The 24,581-nt window shown below is 63.6% G+C and carries 19 protein-coding genes, 1 tRNA gene and 1 pseudogene; 6 read left to right on the top strand and 15 right to left on the bottom strand.

Annotated elements, in window-relative coordinates:
- Window positions 1-199: 199 nt before the first annotated feature.
- The 3 genes from gyrB to BLS48_RS19855 form a co-directional block, all read right to left on the bottom strand.
- Window positions 200-2,671 (bottom strand): DNA topoisomerase (ATP-hydrolyzing) subunit B, encoded by a 2,472-nt coding sequence (gene gyrB, locus BLS48_RS19865; RefSeq protein ID WP_091580915.1) that lies wholly within the window; start codon window positions 2,669-2,671, stop codon window positions 200-202.
- A gap of 161 nt (window positions 2,672-2,832) precedes the next feature.
- Window positions 2,833-5,451 carry a caspase family protein gene (locus BLS48_RS19860; RefSeq protein WP_244529708.1) on the bottom strand — a complete coding sequence of 873 codons (2,619 nt, stop codon included), beginning with the start codon at window positions 5,449-5,451 and terminating at the stop codon, window positions 2,833-2,835.
- Window positions 5,452-5,541: 90 nt separating this feature from the next.
- The gene (locus BLS48_RS19855; RefSeq protein WP_091581078.1) at window positions 5,542-6,111 is read right to left on the bottom strand and encodes an NADPH-dependent FMN reductase; all 570 of its coding nucleotides are present in this window, start codon (window positions 6,109-6,111) and stop codon (window positions 5,542-5,544) included.
- Window positions 6,112-6,322: 211 nt separating this feature from the next.
- Between BLS48_RS19855 and BLS48_RS19850 the strand changes: the two genes are divergently transcribed.
- Entirely contained in the window at window positions 6,323-7,690 is a 1,368-nt protein-coding gene (locus tag BLS48_RS19850; protein ID WP_091581075.1) for a cytochrome P450, read from the top strand.
- Window positions 7,691-7,751: 61 nt separating this feature from the next.
- On the opposite strand, the gene BLS48_RS19845 is transcribed toward BLS48_RS19850, so the two are convergent.
- The 8 genes and pseudogenes from BLS48_RS19845 to BLS48_RS19810 form a co-directional block, all read right to left on the bottom strand.
- Window positions 7,752-8,729: a complex I NDUFA9 subunit family protein gene (locus BLS48_RS19845; protein WP_091580912.1), complete on the bottom strand. Its 978-nt coding sequence runs from the start codon at window positions 8,727-8,729 to the stop codon at window positions 7,752-7,754.
- Between the two features lie 111 nt (window positions 8,730-8,840).
- Window positions 8,841-9,061 (bottom strand): annotated as a pseudogene (locus BLS48_RS36225) (DoxX family protein); the annotation flags it as partial.
- 82 nt (window positions 9,062-9,143) lie between these two features.
- The gene (locus BLS48_RS19835; RefSeq protein ID WP_091580909.1) at window positions 9,144-9,425 is read right to left on the bottom strand and encodes a hypothetical protein; all 282 of its coding nucleotides are present in this window, start codon (window positions 9,423-9,425) and stop codon (window positions 9,144-9,146) included.
- A gap of 241 nt (window positions 9,426-9,666) precedes the next feature.
- Window positions 9,667-10,668: an Ldh family oxidoreductase gene (locus tag BLS48_RS19830; protein WP_167365163.1), complete on the bottom strand. Its 1,002-nt coding sequence runs from the start codon at window positions 10,666-10,668 to the stop codon at window positions 9,667-9,669.
- Window positions 10,669-10,783: 115 nt separating this feature from the next.
- Complete coding sequence (locus tag BLS48_RS19825; RefSeq protein ID WP_091580904.1) at window positions 10,784-11,593, bottom strand: ABC transporter permease; 810 nt, start codon at window positions 11,591-11,593, stop codon at window positions 10,784-10,786.
- Window positions 11,593-12,306, bottom strand: a complete 714-nt coding sequence (locus BLS48_RS19820; protein WP_208604647.1) for an ABC transporter permease — start codon at window positions 12,304-12,306, stop codon at window positions 11,593-11,595. The genes BLS48_RS19825 and BLS48_RS19820 overlap by 1 nt, the downstream gene beginning before the upstream one ends.
- A 155-nt stretch (window positions 12,307-12,461) precedes the next feature.
- Window positions 12,462-13,256, bottom strand: a complete 795-nt coding sequence (locus tag BLS48_RS19815) for a transporter substrate-binding domain-containing protein (RefSeq protein WP_091580899.1) — start codon at window positions 13,254-13,256, stop codon at window positions 12,462-12,464.
- A gap of 56 nt (window positions 13,257-13,312) precedes the next feature.
- Window positions 13,313-14,128 carry an ABC transporter ATP-binding protein gene (locus BLS48_RS19810; protein ID WP_425284717.1) on the bottom strand — a complete coding sequence of 272 codons (816 nt, stop codon included), beginning with the start codon at window positions 14,126-14,128 and terminating at the stop codon, window positions 13,313-13,315.
- A gap of 216 nt (window positions 14,129-14,344) precedes the next feature.
- On the opposite strand from BLS48_RS19810, the gene BLS48_RS19805 reads away from it, so the two are divergent.
- The 3 genes from BLS48_RS19805 to BLS48_RS19795 all read left to right on the top strand — a co-directional run bounded on the left by BLS48_RS19805 (window position 14,345) and on the right by BLS48_RS19795 (window position 17,723).
- Complete coding sequence (locus tag BLS48_RS19805) at window positions 14,345-15,193, top strand: dimethylarginine dimethylaminohydrolase family protein (protein ID WP_091580894.1); 849 nt, start codon at window positions 14,345-14,347, stop codon at window positions 15,191-15,193.
- Entirely contained in the window at window positions 15,190-16,779 is a 1,590-nt protein-coding gene (locus tag BLS48_RS19800) for a 5-guanidino-2-oxopentanoate decarboxylase (RefSeq protein WP_091580892.1), read from the top strand. Before BLS48_RS19805 ends, BLS48_RS19800 begins: the two co-directional genes overlap by 4 nt.
- Window positions 16,780-17,015: 236 nt before the next feature.
- A complete protein-coding gene (locus BLS48_RS19795; RefSeq protein WP_091580889.1) occupies window positions 17,016-17,723 on the top strand; it encodes an SDR family NAD(P)-dependent oxidoreductase in 708 nt (235 codons plus the stop codon).
- Here BLS48_RS19795 and BLS48_RS19790 read toward each other — a convergent pair.
- The 4 genes from BLS48_RS19790 to aroA all read right to left on the bottom strand — a co-directional run bounded on the left by BLS48_RS19790 (window position 17,708) and on the right by aroA (window position 23,682).
- Window positions 17,708-19,576, bottom strand: a complete 1,869-nt coding sequence (locus tag BLS48_RS19790; RefSeq protein ID WP_091580886.1) for a hypothetical protein — start codon at window positions 19,574-19,576, stop codon at window positions 17,708-17,710. The two genes, BLS48_RS19795 and BLS48_RS19790, sit on opposite strands and share 16 nt — an antisense overlap.
- A 130-nt stretch (window positions 19,577-19,706) precedes the next feature.
- Window positions 19,707-21,404, bottom strand: a complete 1,698-nt coding sequence (gene rpsA / locus BLS48_RS19785; protein ID WP_091580884.1) for a 30S ribosomal protein S1 — start codon at window positions 21,402-21,404, stop codon at window positions 19,707-19,709.
- Between the two features lie 207 nt (window positions 21,405-21,611).
- Complete coding sequence (gene cmk / locus BLS48_RS19780) at window positions 21,612-22,262, bottom strand: (d)CMP kinase (protein WP_091581073.1); 651 nt, start codon at window positions 22,260-22,262, stop codon at window positions 21,612-21,614.
- 61 nt (window positions 22,263-22,323) lie between these two features.
- On the bottom strand, window positions 22,324-23,682 hold the full coding sequence (gene aroA / locus BLS48_RS19775) for a 3-phosphoshikimate 1-carboxyvinyltransferase (protein WP_091580881.1): 1,359 nt from the start codon (window positions 23,680-23,682) through the stop codon (window positions 22,324-22,326).
- Window positions 23,683-23,888: 206 nt separating this feature from the next.
- Between aroA and BLS48_RS19770 the strand changes: the two genes are divergently transcribed.
- Window positions 23,889-24,278 carry a TIGR02300 family protein gene (locus tag BLS48_RS19770; RefSeq protein ID WP_091581070.1) on the top strand — a complete coding sequence of 130 codons (390 nt, stop codon included), beginning with the start codon at window positions 23,889-23,891 and terminating at the stop codon, window positions 24,276-24,278.
- Between the two features lie 172 nt (window positions 24,279-24,450).
- A tRNA-Ala gene (locus BLS48_RS19765) sits at window positions 24,451-24,526 on the top strand.
- Window positions 24,527-24,581: the final 55 nt, after the last annotated feature.

Genomic DNA, 24,581 nt, shown 5'->3' with positions numbered 1-24,581 from the left:
GCATGATCAGAATGATGATTGGAATCGGGATTCCGAGCAACCAGAGCAAAATGCCACGTCCCATGAAGGCCTCCTGTGAGAAATTGTGATCGATGTTGTCACAATGTCCCGAGGGGACTTCTGTTCCGGCGGGCTATGAAATGATTTTGCTTGTCAGGGGCGGAACAATTGGCGCGCCGCGGCGCGCCAACACCAGAGATCAGATATCCAGATTGGCGACCGACAGCGCGTTGTCCTGGATGAATTCACGCCTTGGTTCGACCTCGTCGCCCATCAGCCGCGAGAACAGGCTGTCCGCGTCGGTCGCGTCGTTGACCTTGACCTGCAGCAGCGAGCGCACATTCGGGTCGAGCGTGGTTTCCCAGAGCTGTTCGGCGTTCATCTCGCCGAGACCCTTGTAGCGTTGCATGGTCAGGCCCTTGCGTCCGGTCGCAAAGACCGCGTTGAGCAGCGCCAGTGGTCCCGAGATGGTTTCGGAGACTTCCTTGCGGCGCAGCACCGGTGGCGTTCCGTAGACGTCGCTGAGGCGCTGTGCATAGCGGTCAAGCTGGCGCGCATCGGCCGAATTGATCAGGGCGAGATCCAGATGCGCGTATTCCTTGACGCTGCGCACGGTGCGCTCGAACACATAGCCGCCAGTGCCTTCATTCGAGGTCGACATGCGGCCGGTCCAGCCGCGCTCGGTGTCCTCGGCAATGATGTCGAGGCGCTTGGCGACGCGTTCGGCCATGGCGTTGGCGCGGCCGAGGTCGGTAAACACGTCCGGGTTAAGGCCGCCGGCGATCGCCGCCTGCTCGACCACGCCTCTGTTGTAGCGCGTGTGCAGGCCGTTGATGAGCTGGCGCACGGCCAGCGCATCGTCGATGGCGCTGCGCAGGTCCTGCCCGGCGCGAACTTCGCCCGAGCCGAGCGCAAGCGACGCCTCTTCCAGCCCCGAACCGATCAGGAACTCCTCGAAGGCGCTTTCGTCCTTGATGTATTGCGAGCTCTTGCCGCGCGTCACTTTGTAGAGCGGCGGCTGGGCGATGTAGAGATGGCCGCGCTCGATCAGCTCCGGCATCTGCCGGAAGAAGAAGGTGAGCAGCAAGGTGCGGATGTGGGCGCCGTCGACGTCGGCGTCGGTCATCAGAATGATCTTGTGATAGCGCAGCTTGTCGGCGTTGAATTCGTCCTTGCCGATCGAAGTCCCGAGCGCGGTGATCAGCGTGCCGATCATGTCGGAGCCGAGCATACGGTCGAAGCGTGCCCGCTCGACATTGAGGATCTTGCCGCGCAAGGGCAGGATGGCCTGGTTCTGGCGCGAACGGCCGCCCTTGGCCGAGCCGCCGGCCGAGTCGCCCTCGACGATGAAGATTTCGGATTTCGCCGGGTCGCGTTCCTGGCAGTCGGCCAGCTTGCCGGGCAGCGAGGTGACGCCGAGCGAGCTCTTGCGGGTGATGTCACGCGCCTTGCGCGCGGCCTCGCGCGCCGCCGCGGCCTGGATCACCTTCTCGATGACCACCTTGCCCTCGCTCGGATGTTCTTCCAGCCAAGTGCCGAGCGCTTCGTTGACCAACCCTTCGACGACCGGGCGCACCTCCGACGAGACCAGCTTGTCCTTGGTCTGCGAGGAGAATTTCGGATCGGGAACCTTGACCGACAGCACAGCCGTCAGGCCTTCGCGGCAGTCGTCGCCAATCAGCGAGACCTTTTCCTTCTTGGTCAGGCCAGAAGATTCGCCATAGCCGGTGACCTGGCGGGTCAGCGCGCCGCGGAAACCGGCCAGATGGGTGCCGCCGTCGCGCTGCGGGATGTTGTTGGTAAAGGCCAGCACGTTCTCGTGGTAGCTGTCGTTCCACCACATCGCGACTTCGACGGTGATGCCGTCGCGCTCGGCCTTGATCGCGATCGGCTTGTCGATCAGCGGTTTCTTGACCCGGTCGAGATATTTGACGAACTCTTCGAGGCCGCCATCATAGTGCAGCTCATGGCGCACGATGTCGGCATGGCGGGCATCGGTCAAAACGATGCGGACGCCGGAATTCAGGAAGGCGAGCTCGCGCAGCCGGTGTTCCAGTGTGGCGAAGTCGAATTCGACCATGGTGAAGGTCTCGGCCGACGGAAAGAAGGTGATCTGGCTGCCGCTGCGTCCCTCATAGGTGCCTGGCTGTTTGTTCTGCTCATAGCTGCCCGTCGCCTTCAGCGGCGCATCGGCATTGCCATGCGTGAAGCTCATCTCGAAGATCTGGCCGTTGCGGCGGATCTTGAGCTTCAGCCATGCCGAAAGGGCGTTGACCACCGAGACGCCGACGCCATGCAGACCGCCGGACACCTTGTAGGAGTTCTGGTCGAACTTTCCGCCGGCATGCAGCTGCGTCATGATCACTTCTGCCGCCGAAATGCCTTCGCCGGTGTGGATATCGGTCGGAATGCCACGGCCATTGTCGATAACCGTCACCGAACCGTCGGGGTTGAGCGTCACCGTGACGAGGTCGGCGTGACCGGCCAGCGCCTCGTCGATGGCGTTGTCGACCACCTCATAGACCATGTGATGCAGGCCCGAACCGTCGTCGGTGTCGCCGATATACATGCCGGGGCGTTTGCGGACAGCATCCAACCCCTTCAAAACTTTGATGGAATCGGCGCCGTATTCGGCTTCGGCGCCGTTGGCGTTTTCGGTCTGGTCGCTCATGAAAACCTGTTGTCTAGATGCCGCTTGTACAGCGCGAAAAATCGGCCCCGAATCGCGCCTCTGCTATTGCCTAGATATAGGCGCTAAAGGCGGTTTTTCCAAGGTTTGCAGGCATTTCCCGGGGAATGAGCCGGCTGTCCATGCTGGGCTCCCGCCAGGCCTTATTTCGCCTTGGCCAGCCGATCCCTGAGAAACTTGATCATGAACTTGTATCGCGGCGCCAGCCGCCCGCTGCGGTCGAGCTCCTGCGTCATGTCGAGCGCTTGGGAAAGCACCGCCTTGGGGTTCTTGGCGACCTGGGCGTAATCGATCATGGCAACCACCAGGTCACGCTGCCAGGTGGCATTGTTCGGGTCGGACTGGGCAAGCTGCTGGCGGATGTCGAGACTATCCTGGAATGCCTGCCGCGCCCCCTTGATGTCGCGCTGCTTGACTTTGAGCATGCCGATTTCGGACAGCGTGATCGACAGGTCGCGCTGCCAGTCGGCATTGCCGGGATCGAGCTTGGCCAGCCGCTCGGCGATGACGAAACTATCCATATAGGCTTTCAGCGCGCCTTTCTGGTCGCCCTGTGTGGCCAGAACCCCGGCGACCTTTTCAAGGCTGACAGAAAGGTCGCGTTGCCAGTCGGTGTTGTTCGGGTCGCTGGCCGCCAGCACGCGGGCTATCGAGAGGGCATCCTGATAGGCGGCGAGCGCCGCCGGCCAGTCCTCCTGATCGCTCAGCGCATTTCCGATCTTTGCGTTGCCGACCGACAGGTCGCGCTTCAGCTCGGTATTGTCCGGGTCGCGGCTCGCGAGCCGTTCGACGATCGCCTGGCTTGCGTGGTAGGCCGCGAGTGCTGCTGCGGGATCGCCGCGCTCGCGCTCGAGATCGCCGATCGTCTCATGGCTGACCGAGACATCGCGCTGCCGCTCGGCATCCCGCGGTTTCTTGTCGGCCAGCGCCAACCGCAACTTCAGGCTCTCCTCATAGGCCGCCTGCGCATTGTCCAGCTGGCCCATCACATGGGCAAGGTCGCCGATCTCGTCATAGCTGATGGTCAGATCGCGCTGCAGCTCGGCGCGGTCCGGCTCGTTGTCGGCGAGCTGCTTCTTGATGGACAGGCTTTCCTGGTAGACCTGCGCGGCACCAGCCAGATCGCCCTGCGTCACCAGCACATTGCCGATCTTGTCATCGGCCATGGCCAGATCGCCGAACCATGGCAGCTTGTCCGGCCGGGCCGCGGTCAGGTCCCGCAAGATCGCCTTTGCCGCCTGGTAGCCTTGCAGCGCGGCCGACAGATCGCCTTGCGCCAGCCTGATGTTGCCGAGTTTGATATGGCTGACGGCGAAATCGCGCTTGACGCTCGGATCGGTTTCGCGGCCCGAACGCAGCTCCAGATTGGAGACCAGCGCCGCAAAGGCGCGGCCTGCCGCGTCGGTGTTGCCGACAAGGGTATAGAGCTTGCCAAGCTCATCCAACGTGCGGATCTGACGGTCGGCGTCGTCCAGTGCCAGCGATGTTTGCCCGGCTTCGCCGTAGAGGGCCAGCACCGATTCGTAGTCCTTGATGGCGGTGGCGTAGTCGAGGTCGGCGCGCGCCGCACCGCCGGAAAGAAAACGCGTCGCGGCTTCCGACAGCGTTCGACTGACGAAATTGGCCTTCAAGGCATTACGCGAAACATTGTCGATGTCGGCCGCCTTGGCGAGGATCGCACGCGCGCCATCGAAGGCGCCGAGCGAAAGCTGCTCCTCGGCCTGCCGGCGCAGTTCCGTTACCTGCGGATCGTCTGAGGCGAGCGTCTTCATTTCGCTGCGCACCTTGACGAAGGCATCGGCCGCCTCGCGCAGCCTGGCATTCAGGCTGTCGGCCGACAAATGGCTGGCATCTGAACTGATCAGCGCGCCATAGAGTGGCGCCAGCGGCATGTCGGCATCGCTGGCGATCTGTTCGACTTCGCCGCGCATTTCCGGTGTGACATCGGCCATGGCGAGCAGCAGGCGTTCGCGTTCCGGCAACTGCTCCTTTGCCGAGGCGGCAAAGAACAGTTTCGGCAGGCCGCTCTCGACATAGGGCAGCTGCTTTCCACGCGACAGGTCGTAGACCTCCTGCTGGACCAAGGTCAGCACCGAACGGATCTCGAGGCCATCGGTGCCGAGATATTTGGCTAGCGCTGTCGTGAATGGCGAGTTCTGGCCGGTTCCGTCAGCGGCCGTCTCGCCGGGTGCCGCCGAAAAGGCGAACAGGATGTTTTCGGCGCGGCCAATGCGGCCGAGGCCCGGCTTGACCTTGTCGGCGACATCCTTGGCCAGCGATGTCGCGCCACGCCCTTCGCTCCCCGTGCCCGAGAACGGATCGCTGCGGCAGGCGTCGAGCACGATCAGCCCGATCTTGGCGGTGGCGGCGGCCGCGTCGCGCACCTCTTCCAGCGGCAGGCTGGTCTTTTCCAGCGCATCGAGCGAAGAGGCGTCGGCATCGACCGGCAGCAGCCGGTTGTCGCCGGAGATTTCGACGCCGTGGCCGGAGAAGTAGACCAGCGCCACGTCGGCGCCTTTGGCGTCCTGGCGAAAATCATCGAGCGCCCGACGCATGCGCCTGAGATCGCGGTTGGTTTCGAGAACGACCTCGAAACCGAGCTTCTTCAGCGCCGCTTCCATGGCCTCGCCGTCATGGACGGGATTGGCGAGCGGACGGACCAGGCGGTAGTCGTCAGCGGCAATCACCAGCGCCACGCGCCGCTCCGCCATCGCGGTGGCGGTCGCCGACAAGATCAGCAGCAAGGCAAACAGCAAGCGCAAGTCGAACCGCCCCCGGCTCCTTCATTTGCGCGAACATTCCACCTCTTTATGGCATGAGCAAGCCAGGCTTTTGGCCGAAAACCGGCTTGTTCATGAGGCGCGCATCGGCTTCAGCGCCTCACTCCAGCGCAGCAGCTCGTCCAGCATGGCTTTGGCTCCGCTCTGCACATGTTCGCTGGGCCGGAAGGAGCCGTCGTTCTCGAGCAGTTTCTGATAGAGCGGCAACGAAACGCCCTCGGGGATAGGCATGATGCCGACCGAAGTCAGCAGCGGCTTGAGGGCTTGTGCCGCGCGCAGGCCACCGGAGACGCCGCCATAGCTGAGAATGGCGGCGGGTTTGTATTTCCATTCGCGCGCGAGATAGTCGACGGCGTTGACGATCGCGGGTGCCACGAAATAATTGTACTCCGGCGCCACGAACACAAAGGCGTCGGCGGCGTCGATCGCCTTCGACCAGGCCTTGGTATGATCGTTCTGGTAGTTGCCGAGCTTCGGGTGATGCGGTTCGTCCAGCACCGGCAGGTTGAACGCGGCGATGTCGGTCAGCACCGGTTCGAATTTCCCGTGCTCGCGCGCGAATGTCTCCAGCCACTGCGCAAATACCGGTCCGGCGCGGCCGGGCCGCGTGCTGCCGATGATGATGTTCAGCTGGTGCTTCAAGGACGGCTCCTTCGTTTGGCGGTATCTGTTGGTAACTGTCACTACGGTAGAGCGTCCTGATGGACAAGGCGGGACATTGCGCGCGGCGGTCACGATCGGATGAACAGGCCGTCTGCCGCGATGTCCCGGTCGCGCGGATTGTGCCTTGCCGTTCGGCCACATGGACGCCTGGATTGCCAGCCACTACATTGATGTATCAGCGGAGCACATGATGGACACCCAGCCCGCCCCCTTCGTTCCCCCCGCACCGAAGCCGCGCACGTCGCCGCCTTCGACGCTGGAGATGATCCGCATTGTCTACCGCAACCCGCTCGAACTGTGGGGTGAGCCCACCTACAACGAGCCCTGGATATCGGTGAATGGTGTTGGGGGGCATCTGGTTATTGCCAACGATCCGGGCCTCATCCGCCATGTGCTGGTCGACAACGCCAGGAACTACAAGATGGCGACGGTGCGCCAGAAGATCCTGCGGCCGATCCTGCGCGACGGCCTGCTGACCGCCGAGGGCGAGGTCTGGAGGCGGTCGCGCAAGGCGATGGCGCCGGTGTTCACGCCGCGCCACATCTTCGGCTTTGCCCAGCCGATGCTCAGGCGCACGCAGGAGTTCGTCACCCGCTACGAAGATGGCGGCACGTCCGACATCGCCCATGACATGACCCTGCTCACCTACGATATTCTGGCCGAGACGCTCTTCTCCGGCGAGATCGCTGGCGAGCCGGGCAGTTTTGCCAACGAAATCGATCGCCTGTTCGAGACCATGGGCCGCGTCGATCCGCTCGATCTTTTGCGAGCACCCGACTGGCTGCCGCGCCTGACCCGCATCCGTGGCCGCAAGACCATGGCCTATTTCCGCAAGATCGTGACCGACACGGTCAAGATGCGCGAAGACAGATTGAAGCGCGATCCCGATGGCGTGCCGCAGGATTTCCTGACGCTGCTGCTCAAGGCCGAAGGCCCGGACGGGCTGACGCGGGCCGAGGTCGAGGACAACATCATCACCTTCATCGGCGCCGGCCATGAGACGACGGCGCGCGCACTCGGCTGGACGCTCTATTGTCTCGCGGAATCACCGTGGGAGCGCGACAGGATCGAGCGTGAGATCGACCAGGTGCTGGCGCGCGAGCCCGACCCGACGAAGTGGCTGGACGCCATGCCGTTGACCCGCGCCGCTTTCGACGAGGCGCTCAGGCTCTATCCGCCGGCGCCATCGATCAACCGCGAGCCGATCGAACCGGAGATGTGGAAGGATCTTTATATCCCGAAGCACGCGGCCGTGCTGGTCATGCCTTGGGTTGTCCATCGCCACCGGAAGCTTTGGGACAGGCCCGACGCCTTCCTGCCTGAACGCTTCCACCCGGGCAACCGCGAAAAGATCGACCGCTTCCAGTATCTGCCGTTCGGCGCGGGCCCGCGCGTCTGCATCGGCGCCAGCTTCGCCATGCAGGAGGCGATCATCGCGCTCGCCATCATGCTGTCGCGCTTCCGCTTCGACACGACGGCCGAGACCAAGCCCTGGCCGGTGCAGAAATTGACCACGCAGCCGCAAGGCGGCCTGCCAATGCAGGTCACGCCTCGCTAGGCGTGTCGATATTCAGGTGATGCCGGCCTGCGAACGCACGCCTTTGGGCGGTTGTCGTGAATCAAGCTGCGGGCTTGCGCTGCTGGAACTGGCCGGCGGCGCGGAACCGCCAGAGGTAGCTCGGCAGGATCGAGCCGATCGATTGCGGCTGGATGCCAAGCCCCGCCAATGTCCGGTTGGCCTTGGTCGCCGCGTCGGAAACGATGTTGTCCTCGCGCAACTGCATCACCTGGTCCTTGGTCAGCAGCGGGTTGGGCAACAGGCCAAGGATCGAGGCCTGGATGTTCGCTATCCACCACGGCACCGGCACCAAGAGGCGCTTGCGCTCGATCACTTCGAGAAGCTCTTCCATGCACTCCTTGAACGTCAGCACGTTCGGCCCGCCGAGCTCATAGATCTGGCCGCCCGGGACCTTGCCGTCGACCGAACGCGCCACCGCTTCGGCAACGTCGCCGACATAGACCGGTTGGAACTTGGTCTGGCCGCCGCCGATCAGCGGCAGCACCGGCGAATAGCGCGCCATGTTGGCAAAGCGGTTGAAGAATTCGTCCTCGGGCCCGAAATTGATCGATGGCCGGAAGATCACGGCGTCCTTGATCGTCTCGAGGACGGCCTTTTCACCAAGCGCCTTGGTGCGCGCGTAGTCCGACCCGGACTCCAGATCGGCGCCAAGCGCGGAAATATGGGTCAGGCCGGCGCCGACGGCGCGCGCCGCTTCGGCCACGGCGCGGGAACCGAACTCGTGGACGGAGGCGAATTTCTGCCGGCCAGTCTCATGCAGGATGGCGACCAGGTTGACGACATGGTCGGCGCCCTGCACGGCGCGGTCGACCGACCAGCGCATGCGCACATTGGCCTGCACCGGCTGGATCTGGCCGACATTGCCAAGCGGCTGCAGGTGGCCGGCAAGATCGGGCCGCCGGCAGGCGACCCGGATGCGATAGCCGCGCTTGGCTAGCGCGCGCACCACATGGCGGCCGACAAAGCCTGACCCGCCAAAGACGACGACGAGCTTTGGGGTCTGCAGGATTTCGGTCATGGCTGGCTCCGGCCCACGTTCCAGATGGCTTGGCTGAAGCCGTTTCATAGTCGGTTTTGCGCCAAAGGCAAAGGGTGACGCGTCGTCGCTGTCCCCCTTGTTTCGACCGCGTCAGAATGCCTTGCCGATGCGGGCGTCGACCGAATGGCGGTTGCCGCCGCGAATGACGAAGAACAGCAGGATCGCGGCCCACAAAAGCGACTTTTCGGCGCCCGAAAAACCCTGGCCATGGTGACCCAGTGAAACCAGACCGTGACCAGCAACACGAACAGGCCGGCAAGGGCGGCTGGCCGCGCCAAGAGGCCGACGGCAATGAAAATGCCGCCGAACGCAGAAAACCCCGCCGAAGCGGGGTTTTCCGGGTGACATCATGCGAAGCCAGGGGCCGACGGAGCGGCCTGACCTGAGACGGTATCAGGAGGGCGTGAAGCAAGTACGCCCACCCCAGCCCTGAACATCCGACATGGTGCCACCGATCTTCTTGCAGGCCGCGATGAAATCGGCGCTGCAATTGGCGAATTTCGCATGGCCGTTCTTGCAATAATGGTCCTCGGTGGCGCCGCCGCTCGGAGCGGTGATGACGCCGGGCGCGGACGGTTTCACCGGTGCGGCCTTCAAGGTGGCCGCCTGGGTGGCGCCCATGAACGAGCCGAGAAGAAGAACCGCGGTGAGCATGGTGATCTTGGTGTTGGTCATGGCAATTTTCCTTTTGATTTCGGTTGAGTTTCCGAGGCGCAAAGGGACATCCTCCGCGTGAAGCAGGCTTTCGCTTTCGGTTTGCTGTTTCCCCCGGTGTGGATCGGGCAAGCTCGCCTTGCCCTGGACAAAGCTGGGTCGTCGCAACGCGCAAAAAGGTTCAGCGGCGCGAACAAAAAATCGCGCCGTGCCACGCAAGGGGCAGGCAGACTTCAGATAACTATCTGATAAGTAAGACTATTCAGGAAGAATAACGCGCTGCGAATTCGGAGATGCGCTGCACCACCGCCTTGGACGCGGTGATGCCGCGCGCTTGCGCTCTCTCGGCGGCTTCGGCGCGGGCGCGGCCGGGCACATGCACGCCATAGCGCCGGCGCAGCCGGTCGAGTTGGTCCTTCATCCGCTGCTCGAAGTCCGGGTCGAGCAGCTTGGGCTCCACCGCAAGCACGAACAACCCCGTGCCGGGGCTCTCCGCTCCGCCGGTGAACCATGGCGCGTCGAGCGACCAGTTGGCGCCTGACAGGCCGGCCGCCAGCACTTCGACCATCAGCGCGATGTTGGCACCGCGCTGGCCGCCGAAAGCGAGCATGGCGCCTTTCATGGCGGCCGCCGGATCGGTGGTCGGGTTGCCGCTGGCGTCCAGCGCCCAGCCTTCGGGGATCTTCTTGCCGTCTTCCGCCGCCTTGCGGATGTTGACGAAAGCGGTGGCGCTCGACGACTGGTCTATGACCAGCGGCGCGCCGTCGGCGGCGGGTGCGGCAAACGACATCGGGTTGGTGCAGTAGACCGGCTTGATCGAGCCCGAGCCGGCGAGAATGGCCGGGCCGTTGGTGGCGGCGAACGACACCAGCCCCTGTGCTGCCAGCCTTCCGGTGAAATAGCCGAGAGCGCCGCATGTATAGGCGTTCTTCTGCGAGAAGATGGCGACGCCGAACAACCGCGCGGCCTTGGCAAGATCGTCGATGGTGCGGTCGAAACCGGTATGCGCCAGACCGCCGCGCGCGTCGGAGAGATAGACCGCCAATGCCGGCCGGGTGATCACCGGATCGGCATTGCCGTCGATGCGTCCAGCTTCCAGCGCCTCGAGGTAATCGATGAAATGGGACAGCCCGACGCTCGAAAGCCCTTCTGCCTCGGCGGCGACGATCGAGGCGGTGAGCGATTGCGCCGCTTCTTCGTTGGCACCGGCGCCAAGCGCCGCCATCCGGCACAGTCCTTTGGCCTGGTCGAGACTGAGTTGCATCACGATGAGTTCCTGAGTGAGTAGCGAATAGGGAATAGCGAATAGGGGAATGGCGAGCTGTCGGCTATCGCGCGTCCCCGGTCCCCGATTACTACTCGCTATTCGCTATTCGCTTCTACCCAATTTTGTTGGGGATCCGCGCCTCGATCCTGCTGAAGGCGAAGACGAGAATGCCGGTGATCGTCATGTAGATCAGCGCCAGCAGCAGCAAGGGTTCATAGGTGAGGTAGGTGTCCTGCCGCACCTTCGACGAAACGGCGAAGATGTCGATGACGCTGATCGTCGCCACCAGCGGCGTCGATTTCAACTGCAGCACGGTCTCGCCGGTCAGCGTCGGCAGCGCCCGGTAGAAGGCCTGCGGCAGCCAGATGCGCCGGAAGATTTTCCAGCGGCTCATGCCGAAGGCGCGCGCGGCTTCCAATTGCCCCTTGGGAACACCGGCAAACGCCCCGCGCATTACTTCGCCCTCATAGCCGGCGAAGGACAAGGTCAGCGCCAGCACGCCATAGGGCCATGCCTGCCGCAGATACGGCCACATCCAGGATTCGCGAATCCACGGGTACTGCGGAAACAGCGAGCCCAGACCGTAATAGAGCAGCCACAGCTGGATCAGCAGCGGCGTTCCCCGGATGATCGTGCAGAAGGCCTTGGCGGGTGCCGCGAACCAGAACGAGCCGGTGGCCTGCGCCAGCCCGAGCGGCACCGCGAACAGGAAGCCCAGAATGCAGGTGACAGCCAGGATCCACAGCGAGCGCCAGATGCCGATCAATCCCATCTCATAATATTGCGGCAACCAGTCCCAACGCATGAAGAAGGCAGCCGCCAGAACCAGGCCGAGCGCGATCAGGATCAGCAAGATGCGGTGCGGCTGCAGCCATAGCGACGTTCGCGCGACGACGTTGATGATGGCCGCTTCGTTGGCCATCAGCGTGCTTCCTTGAGGGAAGGCATGCCACGCCGCGACCAGGCCTCCACACGACCGATGATCAGATTGGAAAACAGGGATAGCAGCAGATAAAGCACGCCTGCTGCGAAAAAGAAGGTGAAATAGGCCTTGGTGACGCCCGCGGCCTGCCGCGTTGCCAGCGCCAGTTCGTAGAAACCGACGACCGCCAGCAGTGCGGTATCCTTGGTGGCGATCAGCCACAGATTGGCAAGGCCCGGTATGGCGAAAGGCAGCATTGCCGGCAACGTGATGCGCCGCAGCAGAAGGCCGGGAGACATTCCATAGGCGCGGGCGGCTTCGATCTGGCCTTGCGGAATGGCCAGGATCGCGCCGCGGATCACCTCGGTCGAATAGGCGCCCTGGACGAAGCCGAGCACGGCGATACCTGCGGCAAGGCCGCTGATGTCGATGCGCTGATAGCCGATTGCCGTCAGTGCCTGGTTGATCAGGTCGGTTCCGGCATAATAGAGCAGCAGGATCAGCACCAGTTCGGGCACGGCGCGCACAACGGTGGTGTAAACCGCCAGCAGATCGCGCACCACCGGGCCACCATAGAGCTTGCCATAGGCGCCGCCCGTGCCGATCAAGAGACCGAGGCACGTGGCGCCCAGCGCAATCTCGATCGAATGCAGAAGCCCAACCAAAAGCGTCCCGCCCCAGCCAGGCGGCGTGGGCGAGAGCAGTTCGATGATGCCGGCCGCCGAGGCCGAAAGAAATGCGTCGATCAGCGTCGCCCCCGAATTGCTGGTGTCGGCTGCTGACGGCAGCGGTCAGCGGCAAGCATGCGTTGCAAGGTCAGCAACGGAGGTGCGGCTGCGCCGTGCCTCCGTTGCTCGCGTGCGGGGCGTCAGTTCGACTGCGTCGAGCCGCCGTAAATATCGAAATCGAAGTACTTCTTCGAGATCTCGTCATATTTGCCGTTGGCGCGAATGGCCTTGATGCCGGCGTTGATCTTTTCCTTCAGGTCGGTGTCTTCCTTGCGGACGCCGGCACCGACGCCCGGCCCGAGCACGTCATCGTCCGGAGCCACCATGCCCTTCAGATCGCAGCAGGCCTTGCCCTGGTCCGACTTCAGGAATTCGCCAAGCGCGATGGAATCGGCCTGTACCGCGTCGAGACGGCCGGCGGCGAGATCCTGGTTGGCCTCGTCCTGGGTCTGGTATTCCTTGATTTCCTGCGCCCCGGTGAAGTGCTTCTTGGCGTAAACGGCATGCACCGTCGACACCTGGACCCCGATGACTTTGCCCTTGAGGTCGTCCGGAGCGGAGCCGAACTTCTGGTCCTTTGGTCCGATGATCGCCGTCGGGGTGTTGTAGTACTTGTCGGAGAAGTCGATCGTCTTCTTGCGCTCCTCGGTGATCGACATCGAACTGGCGATGACGTCGATTTTCTTGGTCGTCAGCGCCGGAATGATGCCGTCCCAGGCGACCGGGGTGATAACGCAGTCGAGCTTTTCTTCGGCACAGACGGCGTCGATGAAATCGATCTCCCAGCCGACCCATTTGCCGGACGCATCCGGCGAAGTGAAGGGCGGATAGGGTTCGGCGGCGACGCCGATCTTGACCGGATCGGCCTTGGCCACGCCCATGGCCGCGACGCCCAGCAGCAGTGCTGCGGCGAATGTCTTCAGAACAGTCTTCATTTTAACGACTCCCAGTTTGTTGTTGGTTCCCGGTTTTCTTCCGTCGCGGCCTGTTCCTAGCCGATGTTGCGGATGAACTGCTTGAGCCTCTCGGATCTGGGCGCGCCGAAGATCTGCTCCGGCGGTCCTTCTTCCTCGACCAGCCCGTTGTAGAGATAGACGACGTGTGTCGCGACCTCGCGGGCGAACTTCATCTCGTGTGTCACCAGCACCATGGTGCGGCCTTCGCGCGCCAGGTCGCCGATGACCCTCAGCACCTCGCCGACCAGTTCGGGGTCGAGCGCCGAGGTCGGCTCGTCGAACAGCATGACGCGCGGATTGATGGCCAAGGCGCGAGCGATCGCGGCGCGCTGCTGCTGGCCGCCCGACAGATAGGCCGGATAGACGTCGCGCTTTTCGGCCAGCCCGACGCGGGCAAGCAGCTTTTCGGCCTCGGCGATGGCCACCTCGCGCTTGACGCCAAGCACATGCACCGGAACCTCGATGACGTTTTCGATCAGCGTCATGTGGCTCCACAGGTTGAAGTTCTGGAACACCATGCCGAGCTTGGAGCGGATGCGTTCGATCTGCCTGCGGTCGGCCGGAACTGTGTGGCCGTGGCTGTCGGCCCTCAGCTTGATCTCCTCGCCATTGACGCGGATGATGCCGCTGGTCGGGTTTTCCAGGCAGTTGATGCAGCGCAGCAGTGTCGATTTGCCCGAGCCGCTGCCGCCGATGATGGCGATAACCTCGCCGTCACGCGCCGACAGCGAAACGCCCTTCAGCACATGCAGTTCACCAAACTTCTTGTGCAGGTTCTCGACATGGATGGCTTCGGCGGCGCCGTCCTGCGCCGTGTGTTTCAGTACGGGTGCGGCGCCTTGAGCCATCATCCCTTCGACGCTCCGCGGAGCGGTCGAGCTCGTCGCTGCTGGATTCTTTTACCCATTACCCGTCACTGACAGAGTTCCCATTCTCAAGATGGACCGTTCCGCTTGCCTCCGTCAACCATGGTTTTTGGACTATTGATCACGGCTTGCTGTAGTGGTTAGTGGCGGCAACGGACGCTTCGGGAGAATTGAGTGGGCAAAACATACGGGTCGCAGTCGATGGCCGGGCCGCTGAAGCGCGTGCTTATGCGCTCCTCCAAGAGCGCCATGCGTCATGCCAAGGCGCAGGAATGGCACTACGGCCCCGGCTTCGATCCGCAAAAAGCCGCTGCCCAGCATGAGCAGCTGACCAGCCTGGTCGCCGCCTCCGGCGCCGAGATCGAATGGCTGACGGACGCCGATGACGGGCTGGCTGATTCCGTCTTCACCCATGATCCGTCGCTGATGACCGATCATGGCGCGATCATTCTTTCGATGGGCAAGGCGCTGCGCCAACCCGAGCCCGGTCTGCATGAGATAGCCTACAGGCGCATGGGTATCCCCATTCTTGGCCGCATCGATGGTCCGGGCCAGGTGGAAGGGGGCGACTGCGTCTGGGTGGATGCAAACACGCTGGCCGTCGGTCGTGGCGTGCGCACCAACCAGGACGGCATCCAGCAGCTGTCAAACTTGCTATCGCCCAAGGGCATTTCGGTTTTTGGCTTCGACCTGCCGCTCTGGCACGGCGAGGAAGCCTGCCTGCATCTGATGTCGGTGATAAGTCCGCTTGCCGACGATCTGGCGCTGGTCTACGCGCCTTTGCTGCCGGCCGCCTTCTACCAGCTGCTGCGCGCGCGTGGCATCAAGCTGGTCGAGGGCGATGCCGACGAATTCTTCGCCTCCAACGGACTCAGCCTCAACGTGCTGCCGACGGCGCCGCGCCAGGTGATCGCCGTTGCCGGCTTTCCGAGGACGGCGGCTGCCATGCAGGCGGCCGGCTGCGCGGTTTCCACCTTCGAGGCGGATGCGCTCTGCATCGCCTGCGAGGGCGGCCCGACCTGCCTGACACGGCCGGTGCTGCGCCAATGACGGCCATTGGGACGACTGTCGGCGAGGCGCTCATTTCGCTGCTCGAAGCCCATGGCGTCGATACGGTCTTCGGCATTCCCGGCGTGCACACGGTCGAGCTCTACCGGGGACTTGCCCGCTCGAAGATTCGCCATGTCACGCCGCGCCACGAACAGGGTGCCGGCTTCATGGCCGACGGCTATGCGCGCGCCAGCGGCAGGCCGGGCGTCGCCTTCGTCATCACCGGACCTGGGCTCACCAACACCATCACCGCCATGGGTCAGGCGCGCGCCGATTCGGTGCCGATGCTGGTGATCTCCGGCGTCAACGCCACGCCGACGCTCGGCAAGGGGCTGGGCTATCTGCACGAACTGCCCGACCAGCGCGGCATGATGGAGAAGGTGGCGCTGTTTTCTGAGCGCGTTACCGAAGCCGGCGAACTGCCCGGCGCGCTCGCCCGTGCCTTCGCCCTGTTTTCATCGTCGCGGCCAGGGCCGGTGCATATCGAGATCCCGACCGACGTCATGGTCAAGCCGGCGGACGGCATCGCTGCCGTCCTGAGCAACGCCGCGCCGCCCGTGCCGGATCGCGCGGCAATTGCCAGCGCGGCCAAACTCATCGCCGCCGCGCGCCGTCCGCTGATCCTTGCCGGCGGCGGCGCCAAGCGCGCCGAAGCGCCATTGCGGCACCTTGCCGAGCGGCTCGGAGCGCCGGTCGTGCAGACCGCCAATGCGCGCGGCCTCTTGCACGGCCATCCGCTTTGCGTGCCGGCCAGTCCCAGCCTGAAGGCGGTGCGGGCGCTGATGGCCGAAGCCGACCTGGTCATCGCCGCCGGCACCGAATTCGGCCCGACCGACTATGACGGCTACAGCGACGGCGGTTTTGTCCTGCCCGGCAACCTGATCCGCATCGATATCGGCGCCGACCAGCTTGCCCGCCGCCCGGTGACGGTCGCAATCCAGGCCGATTGCGCCGTGGCGCTCGAAGCACTGCTCCGGGAAACCAGCCATGTCCGTGCAAACGAAGCCGGCCCGGCGCGCGCCGCCGCCGCACGGGAAGCGGCCTTTGCCGAGATCAATCCGACGTTGCAGGCACAGGTGCGCGCCGTCGAGACGATCCGCGATGCGTTGCCGGGCGCGATCATCGTCGGCGATTCCACGCAACCGATCTATGCCGCCAACCTTTACTACGATCATGACCGGCCATGTGGCTGGTTCAATGCCGCCACCGGCTTCGGCGCGCTTGGCTATGGCCCGCCGGCGGCGATCGGTGCCGCCCTTGCCGTGCCTGATGCGCCGGTCGTCTGCCTGACCGGTGACGGCGGCTTCCAGTTCACCCTGCCGGAACTGGGTGCCGCGCTCGATGCCCGGGCGCCGGTCATCTTCGTCGTCTGGAACAATCGGGGCTACCGCGAGATCGAAACCTCGATGCTCGATGTCGGTGTCGAGCCGGTCGGTGTGTCGCCGGCGCCGCCGGATTTCTGCAAGCTGGCGGAAGCCTATGGCATCGGCGCCGAACGCATTGCCGACATCGACGCCCTGGCGAGCGCGCTGAAACGCGCGCGGGCAACCGGACTGCCGCGCGTCATCGAGATCACGGTCGAGTGACAGCCAGGCCAGCGTTGATTTTCAAACCTGCATCGAACCATTCGCCGGCTTCGCTCTTGCACGACATGAGCCGCACGGCAGGCGACATCGCTTTCGTCGGCGGCCCGACGCATGCAAAGACGCTACAACAGCCATGTCGAGATTTCAGTTGAGTGGTAGTGCGAAAGGCGCGACGCTTTGCGTCGGCGCGGCTAACAAGCGACATAATCATAAGAAAATGACAGGAGCGGTCCAGGATGACGGAAACACTCGAAGGCAGGCATATCGTCGTGACCGGGGGCACCGGCGCGCTTGGTGGCGCGGTAGTCGGCAAACTGCTGGGTGAGGGCGCGATCTGCCATGTGCCCAATGCCCATGCCGCGGCGCCCGCGCATTTTCCCTTCACCGCGCATGACCGTGTCAGGCTGGTGCACAATGTCGATCTCTCGGACTCCACCAAGGTCGAGGCGTTCTACAGCCAGGTTCCAGGCCTGTGGGGCTCGATCCACCTGGCCGGCGGCTTTGCCGCGGCGCCGGTGGAAAAGATCGAGTCGGCATCCTTTGCCGAGATGATGGACACCAATGCACGCACCGCCTTCCTGTGCTGCCGCGCGGCGGTGCGTTCGATGCTGGTGTCGGGCACCGCCGGCCGTATCGTCAACGTCACGGCGCGCGCCGGGCTCGACCCACGGCGTGGCGGCGGCATGGTTGCCTACGCCGCCAGCAAGGCGGCGGTCGCGGCAATGACCGTGGCAATGGCCGAGGAACTCAAGGGCAAGGGCATCCTGGTCAATGCCGTGGCGCCGTCGACGCTCGACACGCCGGCGAACCGCGCCGACATGCCGGACGCAGATGTCACCAAATGGGTCAGCCTCGAGGCGGCGGCCGAAGCCATCGCCTATCTCGCCTCACCGGCCAATCAGGCGATGAGCGGCACGCTGGTGCCGCTTTACGGCAGGGCCTGAGCAGAGAGCGTCGAAGCGGGGCAGCCGGCGTCCGATCCATCGGGATTGCGGTAGCTGTAGATTCGCAGTGGCGATGAAGCATCCGTAGGGCACTCCTTCAACCATGCCGGCGGGTGGCCCTCCATCAGCGCCGCCGCGAATGGATAGGCGGTTTCGAGATATGGCGACGGCGGGCTGCGCCACGCGCAAATCGCAACATGCGTCGCCTTGGAGGCATCGAGGATCGCGCGCGGGTCGGCGGTCGAAGGGTCGAGAAAACGATAGCTCCGTTCGATGCCCTGGGCCGAAGGGTGGTTGGGGATCGTCACGACCTTCGGACCTTCGGCAAGAGCGATAAAATGCGATCCGATCAATGGTGGTGAAAGAACGACGGCGCCTGCCGGCCAACCCCGTTGCGGCTCAAAATGGCTGAAATAGCAACTGTCGGCGAACTCGGCAGCGGGAATCGCTGCCTGGGATGGTCTCACCGATAGGTGGTATAGAGCCATTGCTCCAGACAAGACGAGGCCGGGGACGATCAACGCGTATCTGCGCGATGCCACCGGTACGGGAGATTCCAGGTAGCGGGCCAGTCTGGCGTCGCGTGGCAGGAAACTCGCCAGCACGAAGATCAGGCCGATGCCGGAAAAAACCGGAAGATAGCGGAAGTAGCGGAGATAATCGATCGCCAGTACCAGCGCGAGCAGCGAGAACAGCGCCAGTATGACGTGAGGCCGGCTTCGGCCACGCGGATCGAGGCAGATGACAACCGGGGCAAGCGCGCCGACAAAAAGCAGCACCATGCTCGGAAAACTTGCCGACAGAACGAAATCAGGGCGCCGAAAAAGGCTCAATTCCTGGAGAATTCTGTTGAGCATGTTGTCGCGAACATAGGCGTCGAGCGAGCCATAAGGGCCGGCCAGGCATTGCGGGAACAACATCACCAGCGTCGCCAGGCTCGCGACCGCGAACACCAGCAGAATTGCTGCGCGCGTTGCCCATCCGCCGCGCCGGCCGACAACAAAGGGCACGATGGCAAATGAAAGCCCGGCCGCGGCCAATGCCGTCACATGCGGCGTCGAATAGGTGTCGCATCTGACAGCGGCATAGGCTGAAGGCGGCATGATCGCGGCGAACAGACCGATCGCGCCCATGGCCAAGGCCAGCCCAAAACCGACGATCCTGTCTTCACCGCCTTCGCGGCCAAAGATCCAGTCAAAGGCGTAGACTGCCATCACGAGAGCATAGAACGGCGCGAACTCGGCGCTGACAGCAATTGCCAGGGCCGCCAGCAGCCCGTTGACGAAGGCTGAAAAGCGGTTCGGCGACATCATCAACACCAGGGCCGCGAGCAGCAGCAATATCTGCAGATTGTGATAGTCGATCCGTCCCGGGGCGTATTCGAAAAAGGTGCGCACGGCAAAGATCAAAGCCAGCGGCAATGCAACGGCCGGGTAGGCAAAGCCGGTGGCGATCACCAGTCGATTGTAGAAATAGAGCGCCGGCGCAAGCAGCAACAGCGGAACCGCAAAGCTTGCCAGCATCAGTGCCGGCTCGAAGCCGGCAAACGGTGCGAGCAGGCGCGCGAAGGCGGCATAGGGCAGGTCCACGATCCATGGCCAATGCGAGATATAGGGCTCTGGCTGGACAATGCCGGGCAGCGTCCGGTCGAAGATGTTGTCCGTTTCAAGAAAGGTACGGACTTCATGCAGTTTCAGGAGGTCGTCCGCGTCGCCATTGAGCCGGAAGTCCAAGGACCACAGAACGGTCATCAAGATCGCCATTGCGCAATAGCAGAAAAAGGCCGGCGACCTGACGTAAAGACGCAGCAACCGCGACGATCCCTTGCTGGAGCGATCGTCGCCATTGCGCATGAAAAGCCTCCCTCGCGGACCAATGGCAAATACGCGAGGAAGTTTATCTTACCGTAAAGAAAAACCCCGCCGGAGCGATCCAGCGGGGTTTTTGTCGATGGCCGCGCGACTGCGCGGCGGCAGCCGATGCTTAGCTGCCCTGCTTCTTCAGCGCGGCACCCAGGATATCGCCCAGCGAAGCGCCGGAGTCGGTCGAGCCGTACTGGGCGACCGCTTCCTTCTCTTCGGCGATTTCCAGCGCCTTGATCGAGACCTGCAGCTTGCGGGTCTTCTTGTCGAAGGCGATGACGCGGGCATCGACCTTCTGGCCGACGGTGAAGCGCTCGGGGCGCTGCTCGTCGCGGTCGCGGCTCAGATCGGAGCGCTTGATGAAGGTCTCGATGCCGCTGTCGACCAGCCGCACTTCCAGACCACCATCCTTGACGCCGATGACTTCGCAGGTGACGACGGCGTTCTTGCGCAGTTCGCCTGAAGTCGCTGCTTCACCGACCGTATCCTTGGCCAGCTGCTTGATGCCGAGCGAGATGCGTTCCTTCTCGATGTCGACGTCGAGCACCTGCGCCTTGACCATGTCGCCGCGATTGTACTCTTCGATGACCTGCTCGCCCGGACGGGTCCAGTCGAGGTCGGAGAGGTGCACCATGCCGTCCACGTCGCCTTCGAGGCCGATGAACAGGCCGAACTCGGTCTTGTTCTTGACCTCGCCCTCGACCTGGCTGCCGACCGGATGGGTGCGCGCGAAGGCTTCCCACGGGTTTTCCAGCGTCTGCTTGAGGCCGAGCGAGATGCGGCGCTTGGCCGGATCGACCTCGAGCACCACGACGTCGACTTCCTGCGTCGTCGACAGGATCTTGCCGGGATGCACGTTCTTCTTCGTCCACGACATTTCCGAAACGTGGATGAGACCCTCGATGCCCGGCTCCAGCTCGACGAACGCGCCGTAGTCGGTGATGTTGGTGACGGTGCCCTTGATCTTCTTGCCGATCGGGAACTTGGTGCCGATCTCGGACCACGGATCGCTCTCGAGCTGCTTCATGCCGAGCGAGATGCGGTGGGTTTCCTGGTTGATGCGGATGATCTGCACCTTGACCGTCTGACCGATGTTGAGGATTTCGGTCGGATGGTTGACGCGGCGCCATGCCATGTCGGTGACGTGCAGCAGGCCGTCGATGCCGCCGAGGTCGACGAACGCACCGTAGTCGGTGATGTTCTTGACGACGCCTTCGACAACCTGGCCTTCTTCGAGGTTCTGCACGATTTCCGAACGCTGTTCGGCGCGGCTCTCCTCGAGCACGGTGCGGCGCGACACCACGATGTTGCCGCGGCGGCGATCCATCTTAAGGATCTCGAAGGGCTGCGGGTTGTGCATCAGCGGGGAGACGTCGCGGATCGGGCGGATATCGACCTGGCTGCGCGGCAGGAAGGCCACGGCGCCGTCGAGGTCGACGGTGAAGCCGCCCTTGACCTGGTTGAAGATGACGCCTTCGACGCGCTCACCCTTGGTGAACTTCTCTTCGAGACGGACCCAGCTCTCTTCGCGGCGAGCCTTCTCACGGGAAAGCATCGCTTCGCCAAGCGCGTTCTCGATACGCTCGACATAGACCTCGACCGTGTCGCCGACCTTCAGCGTCGTGTCCTTGCCCTTGACGCCGAATTCCTTCAGCGGCACGCGGCCTTCGACCTTCAGGCCGACATCGATGATCGCCATGTCTTTTTCAATGGCGGTGATGATGCCCTTGACGACCTGGCCTTCGCCGGAATGGCCGGCGGTAAATGATTCTTCGAGCAGGCTCGCGAAATCGTCGCGAGTGGGATTTGCAGCTGACATTGTTTCTCCTGGAATGCCCCGCATCTGTCGCGGGACGGGCGCCGTGGGTTAGCGTTGCGTGGGCCTGCCGGCGTTCCGGGCTACAAAAGCCCTGGGCCGCTCTTTAGGCGGCAATTCCGGCGCATGAAGAATGCTGGCAGGCTGGTTCGTGCCCGATATGGGTATTTTCTTCGTCTCCGGCAATCGGAAACAGCATGAAAACCCAGCTCAGGCGTTGTCTCTCTTGGCCAGCACGTCGTCGATAACAGCTCTGGCTGCGAGAAACGCGGCTTCTATAGCCATTTCGCTGGTATCAAGCAAGTGCGCGTCGGCGGCCGGCTTCAACGGCGAGTCGGCGCGGCCCATGTCGCGCTCGTCGCGATGCCCGATATCGGCGAGGATTTCGTCAAAATTGGCGGTGCCGCCGATGCTTTCGATCTCGGCCAGCCGCCGCCTTGCCCGCACCTCGGCGCTCGCCGTCACATAGAGTTTTATGTCGGCGTCGGGGCAGACGACAGTGCCGATGTCGCGGCCGTCGAGCACGGCGCCTGGTGGTGTCTTGGCGAAGTCGCGCTGCTTTTCGACGAGGATGCGCCGCACCGTCGGGAAAACGGCGACCTTGGAGGCGGCCTCGCCGATGGCATGCGCCGACAAGACCGCCCGGTCGAGCCTTGCCAGATCGACCTGGCGGGCCGCGGTCTCGGCCGCCGAGACATTGTCGAGCGGCAGCGCGTGCTGGATCAGCGCATAGGCCACCGCGCGATAGGTGAGGCCGGTGTCGAGCAGGTTCAGCCGGTAGTGGTCGGCCAGACGCCGGGCAAGTGTGCCTTTGCCGGCGCCAGCTGGGCCGTCAATGGCGATGGTGAAGACGTGTGTCATTGGCAGGCCAACGCTTCCCATGTCGACACCCAATCTCCAAGGTATGCGATTGCCACGACTATCACCCGATCTCCGCGCCCAGCCCCTTCATCAGCCCCATGAACTCGGGAAAGCTGGTCGCGATCATCGCCTGGTCGTCGATGGTCACCGGCTTCTCCGTTGCCAGCCCCATGACCAGAAAGCTCATGGCAATGCGGTGGTCGAGATGGGTCTGCACGGTCGTGTCCTGGCCGTTCGGATGGCCGCCGAGGCCCTTGCCGCCCGGCTTGCCGCGCACCGCGAGCGAAGCTTCGCCCTCGGTGCAGTCGACGCCATTGAGCTTCAGGCCGTTGGCGACGGCCGACAGCCGGTCGGATTCCTTCACCCGCAACTCTTCCAGCCCCTGCATCAGCGTTTCGCCCTCGGCGAAGCTGGCGGCGACCGCGAGCACCGGGTACTCGTCGATCATCGATGGCGCTCGCTCGGGCGGCACGGCGACGCCTTTCAGTTCGGAGTAGCGTACGCGCAGGTCCGCGACATCCTCGCCGCCAGCATTGCGCGGGTTGAGGATGTCGATCTTGCCGCCCATTTCCTGCAGCGTCAAAAGTAGCCCGGTACGGGTCGGGTTCATCAGAACGTTCTCGATTGTAATGTCCGAGCCCGGCACGATCAGTGCCGCCACCAGCGGGAAGCCGGCCGAGGACGGGTCGCCCGGCACCGCGATCGTCTGGCCGGTAAGCTTGCCCTGGCCTTCGATGAAGATGTGACGCACGCCGCGCTCGTCGGTTTCGACCGACAGATTGGCGCCAAAGCCCTTCAGCATCTTTTCGGTGTGGTCGCGCGTCATCACCGGTTCGATGACGGTGGTAATGCCCGGCGTGTTGAGGCCGGCCAGCAGCACCGCCGATTTCACCTGCGCCGAGGCCATCGGCACCCGGTAGGTGATCGGCGCGGCATGCTTGGGCCCATGCAGCGTGATCGGCATGCGGTCGCCGGGCGTCGCCTTCAGCACCTGCACACCCATCTGGCGCAAGGGTTCCAGCACGCGGCCCATCGGTCGGCCCGACAGCGAGGCGTCGCCGATGAAGGTCGTTTCCATGTCATAGGTGCCGACCAGGCCCATGGTGAGCCGCGAGCCGGTGCCGGCATTGCCGAAATCGAGCGGGCCTTCCGGCTGCAGCAGCGCGCCGTTGCCGGTGCCGCGGATCACCCATTCGGCACCGCGCTTCTCGATATGCGCGCCCATCGCCTTCATGGCCGCACCCGTGCGCATCACATCCTCGCCCTCCAGCAGGCCGGTGATGCGGGTCTCGCCGGAAGCGAGGCCGCCGAACATGAAGGAGCGGTGCGAGATCGACTTGTCGCCCGGCACACGCGCCGTGCCGGAAAGGGCTGATGATCTGCGGGCGGTGGCCGGCTTTGGGGCGGCAGCGTGAGACATGGAATTTCCCTGGACGGAACGCCGGCGGGCCGGCGCTTTTCATTTGTTGCGGCGGTCTCGTATCACGGCGGGGCGAAATGGTCATCCCCATGGTCGCCACTTGCCGCGAGGCCTTTCAATGCATGGTTTTGTGACGCCGGCTTTTCGCTTTGACAGCGCTGCAAACTGTGGTTAAGGGGACCACTCTTTTATTGACGAGGCTTGCCGTGGCAAAAACCGAACTTGGCACAAAACGCATCGACCCGGAGACGGGCCGAAAATTCTACGACCTGAACAAGGACCCGATCGTCTCGCCCTACACCGGCAAGACCTATCCGCGTTCCTATTTCGAGGAAGGCAAGATCGCCGCCCTCGAGGAGGAAGAGGAAGTGGCCGAGAAGGAAGTGGACGCCGAGGACGAAGAGGGCGTTGAGGTCGTCTCGCTCGAAGAGGCCGACGAGGACGTCAAGGCCGATGATCTGCCCGATCTCGGCGATGACGAGGACGACGTCGACCTCGGCGACGACGAGGACGACACCTTCCTGGCCGACGAAGAGGAAGAAGATGACGACGTCGCCGACATGATCGGCGTTGGCGACGACGACGACGAGGTCTGATCGGCCTGGGACGCAAGCGTTTGCAGGCTTTCTCGGCCTGTGAACAAAAAGCCGGTATTCAAGGCTTGATATTGACGAAGGGCGGGGTTAGAAGCCGCCTGCACTAACGGCGCGGTCTCCAACCCGCGCCGGATCTCTTCGCCGGAAACGGCGCCGGTTGACTGCCGGAAGTGGGGCCATAGCTCAGTTGGGAGAGCGCTTGAATGGCATTCAAGAGGTCGTCGGTTCGATTCCGATTGGCTCCACCAAACAGTCCCTTGGCAAACTCGGCCGTCGGCCCTTGCATCGACGAGTAACCCGGAA

Origin of the sequence: Mesorhizobium qingshengii (assembly GCF_900103325.1) — a bacterium.
GTDB classification, from domain to species: domain Bacteria; phylum Pseudomonadota; class Alphaproteobacteria; order Rhizobiales; family Rhizobiaceae; genus Mesorhizobium; species Mesorhizobium qingshengii.
This window is presented reverse-complemented; position numbering and strand designations above follow the sequence as displayed.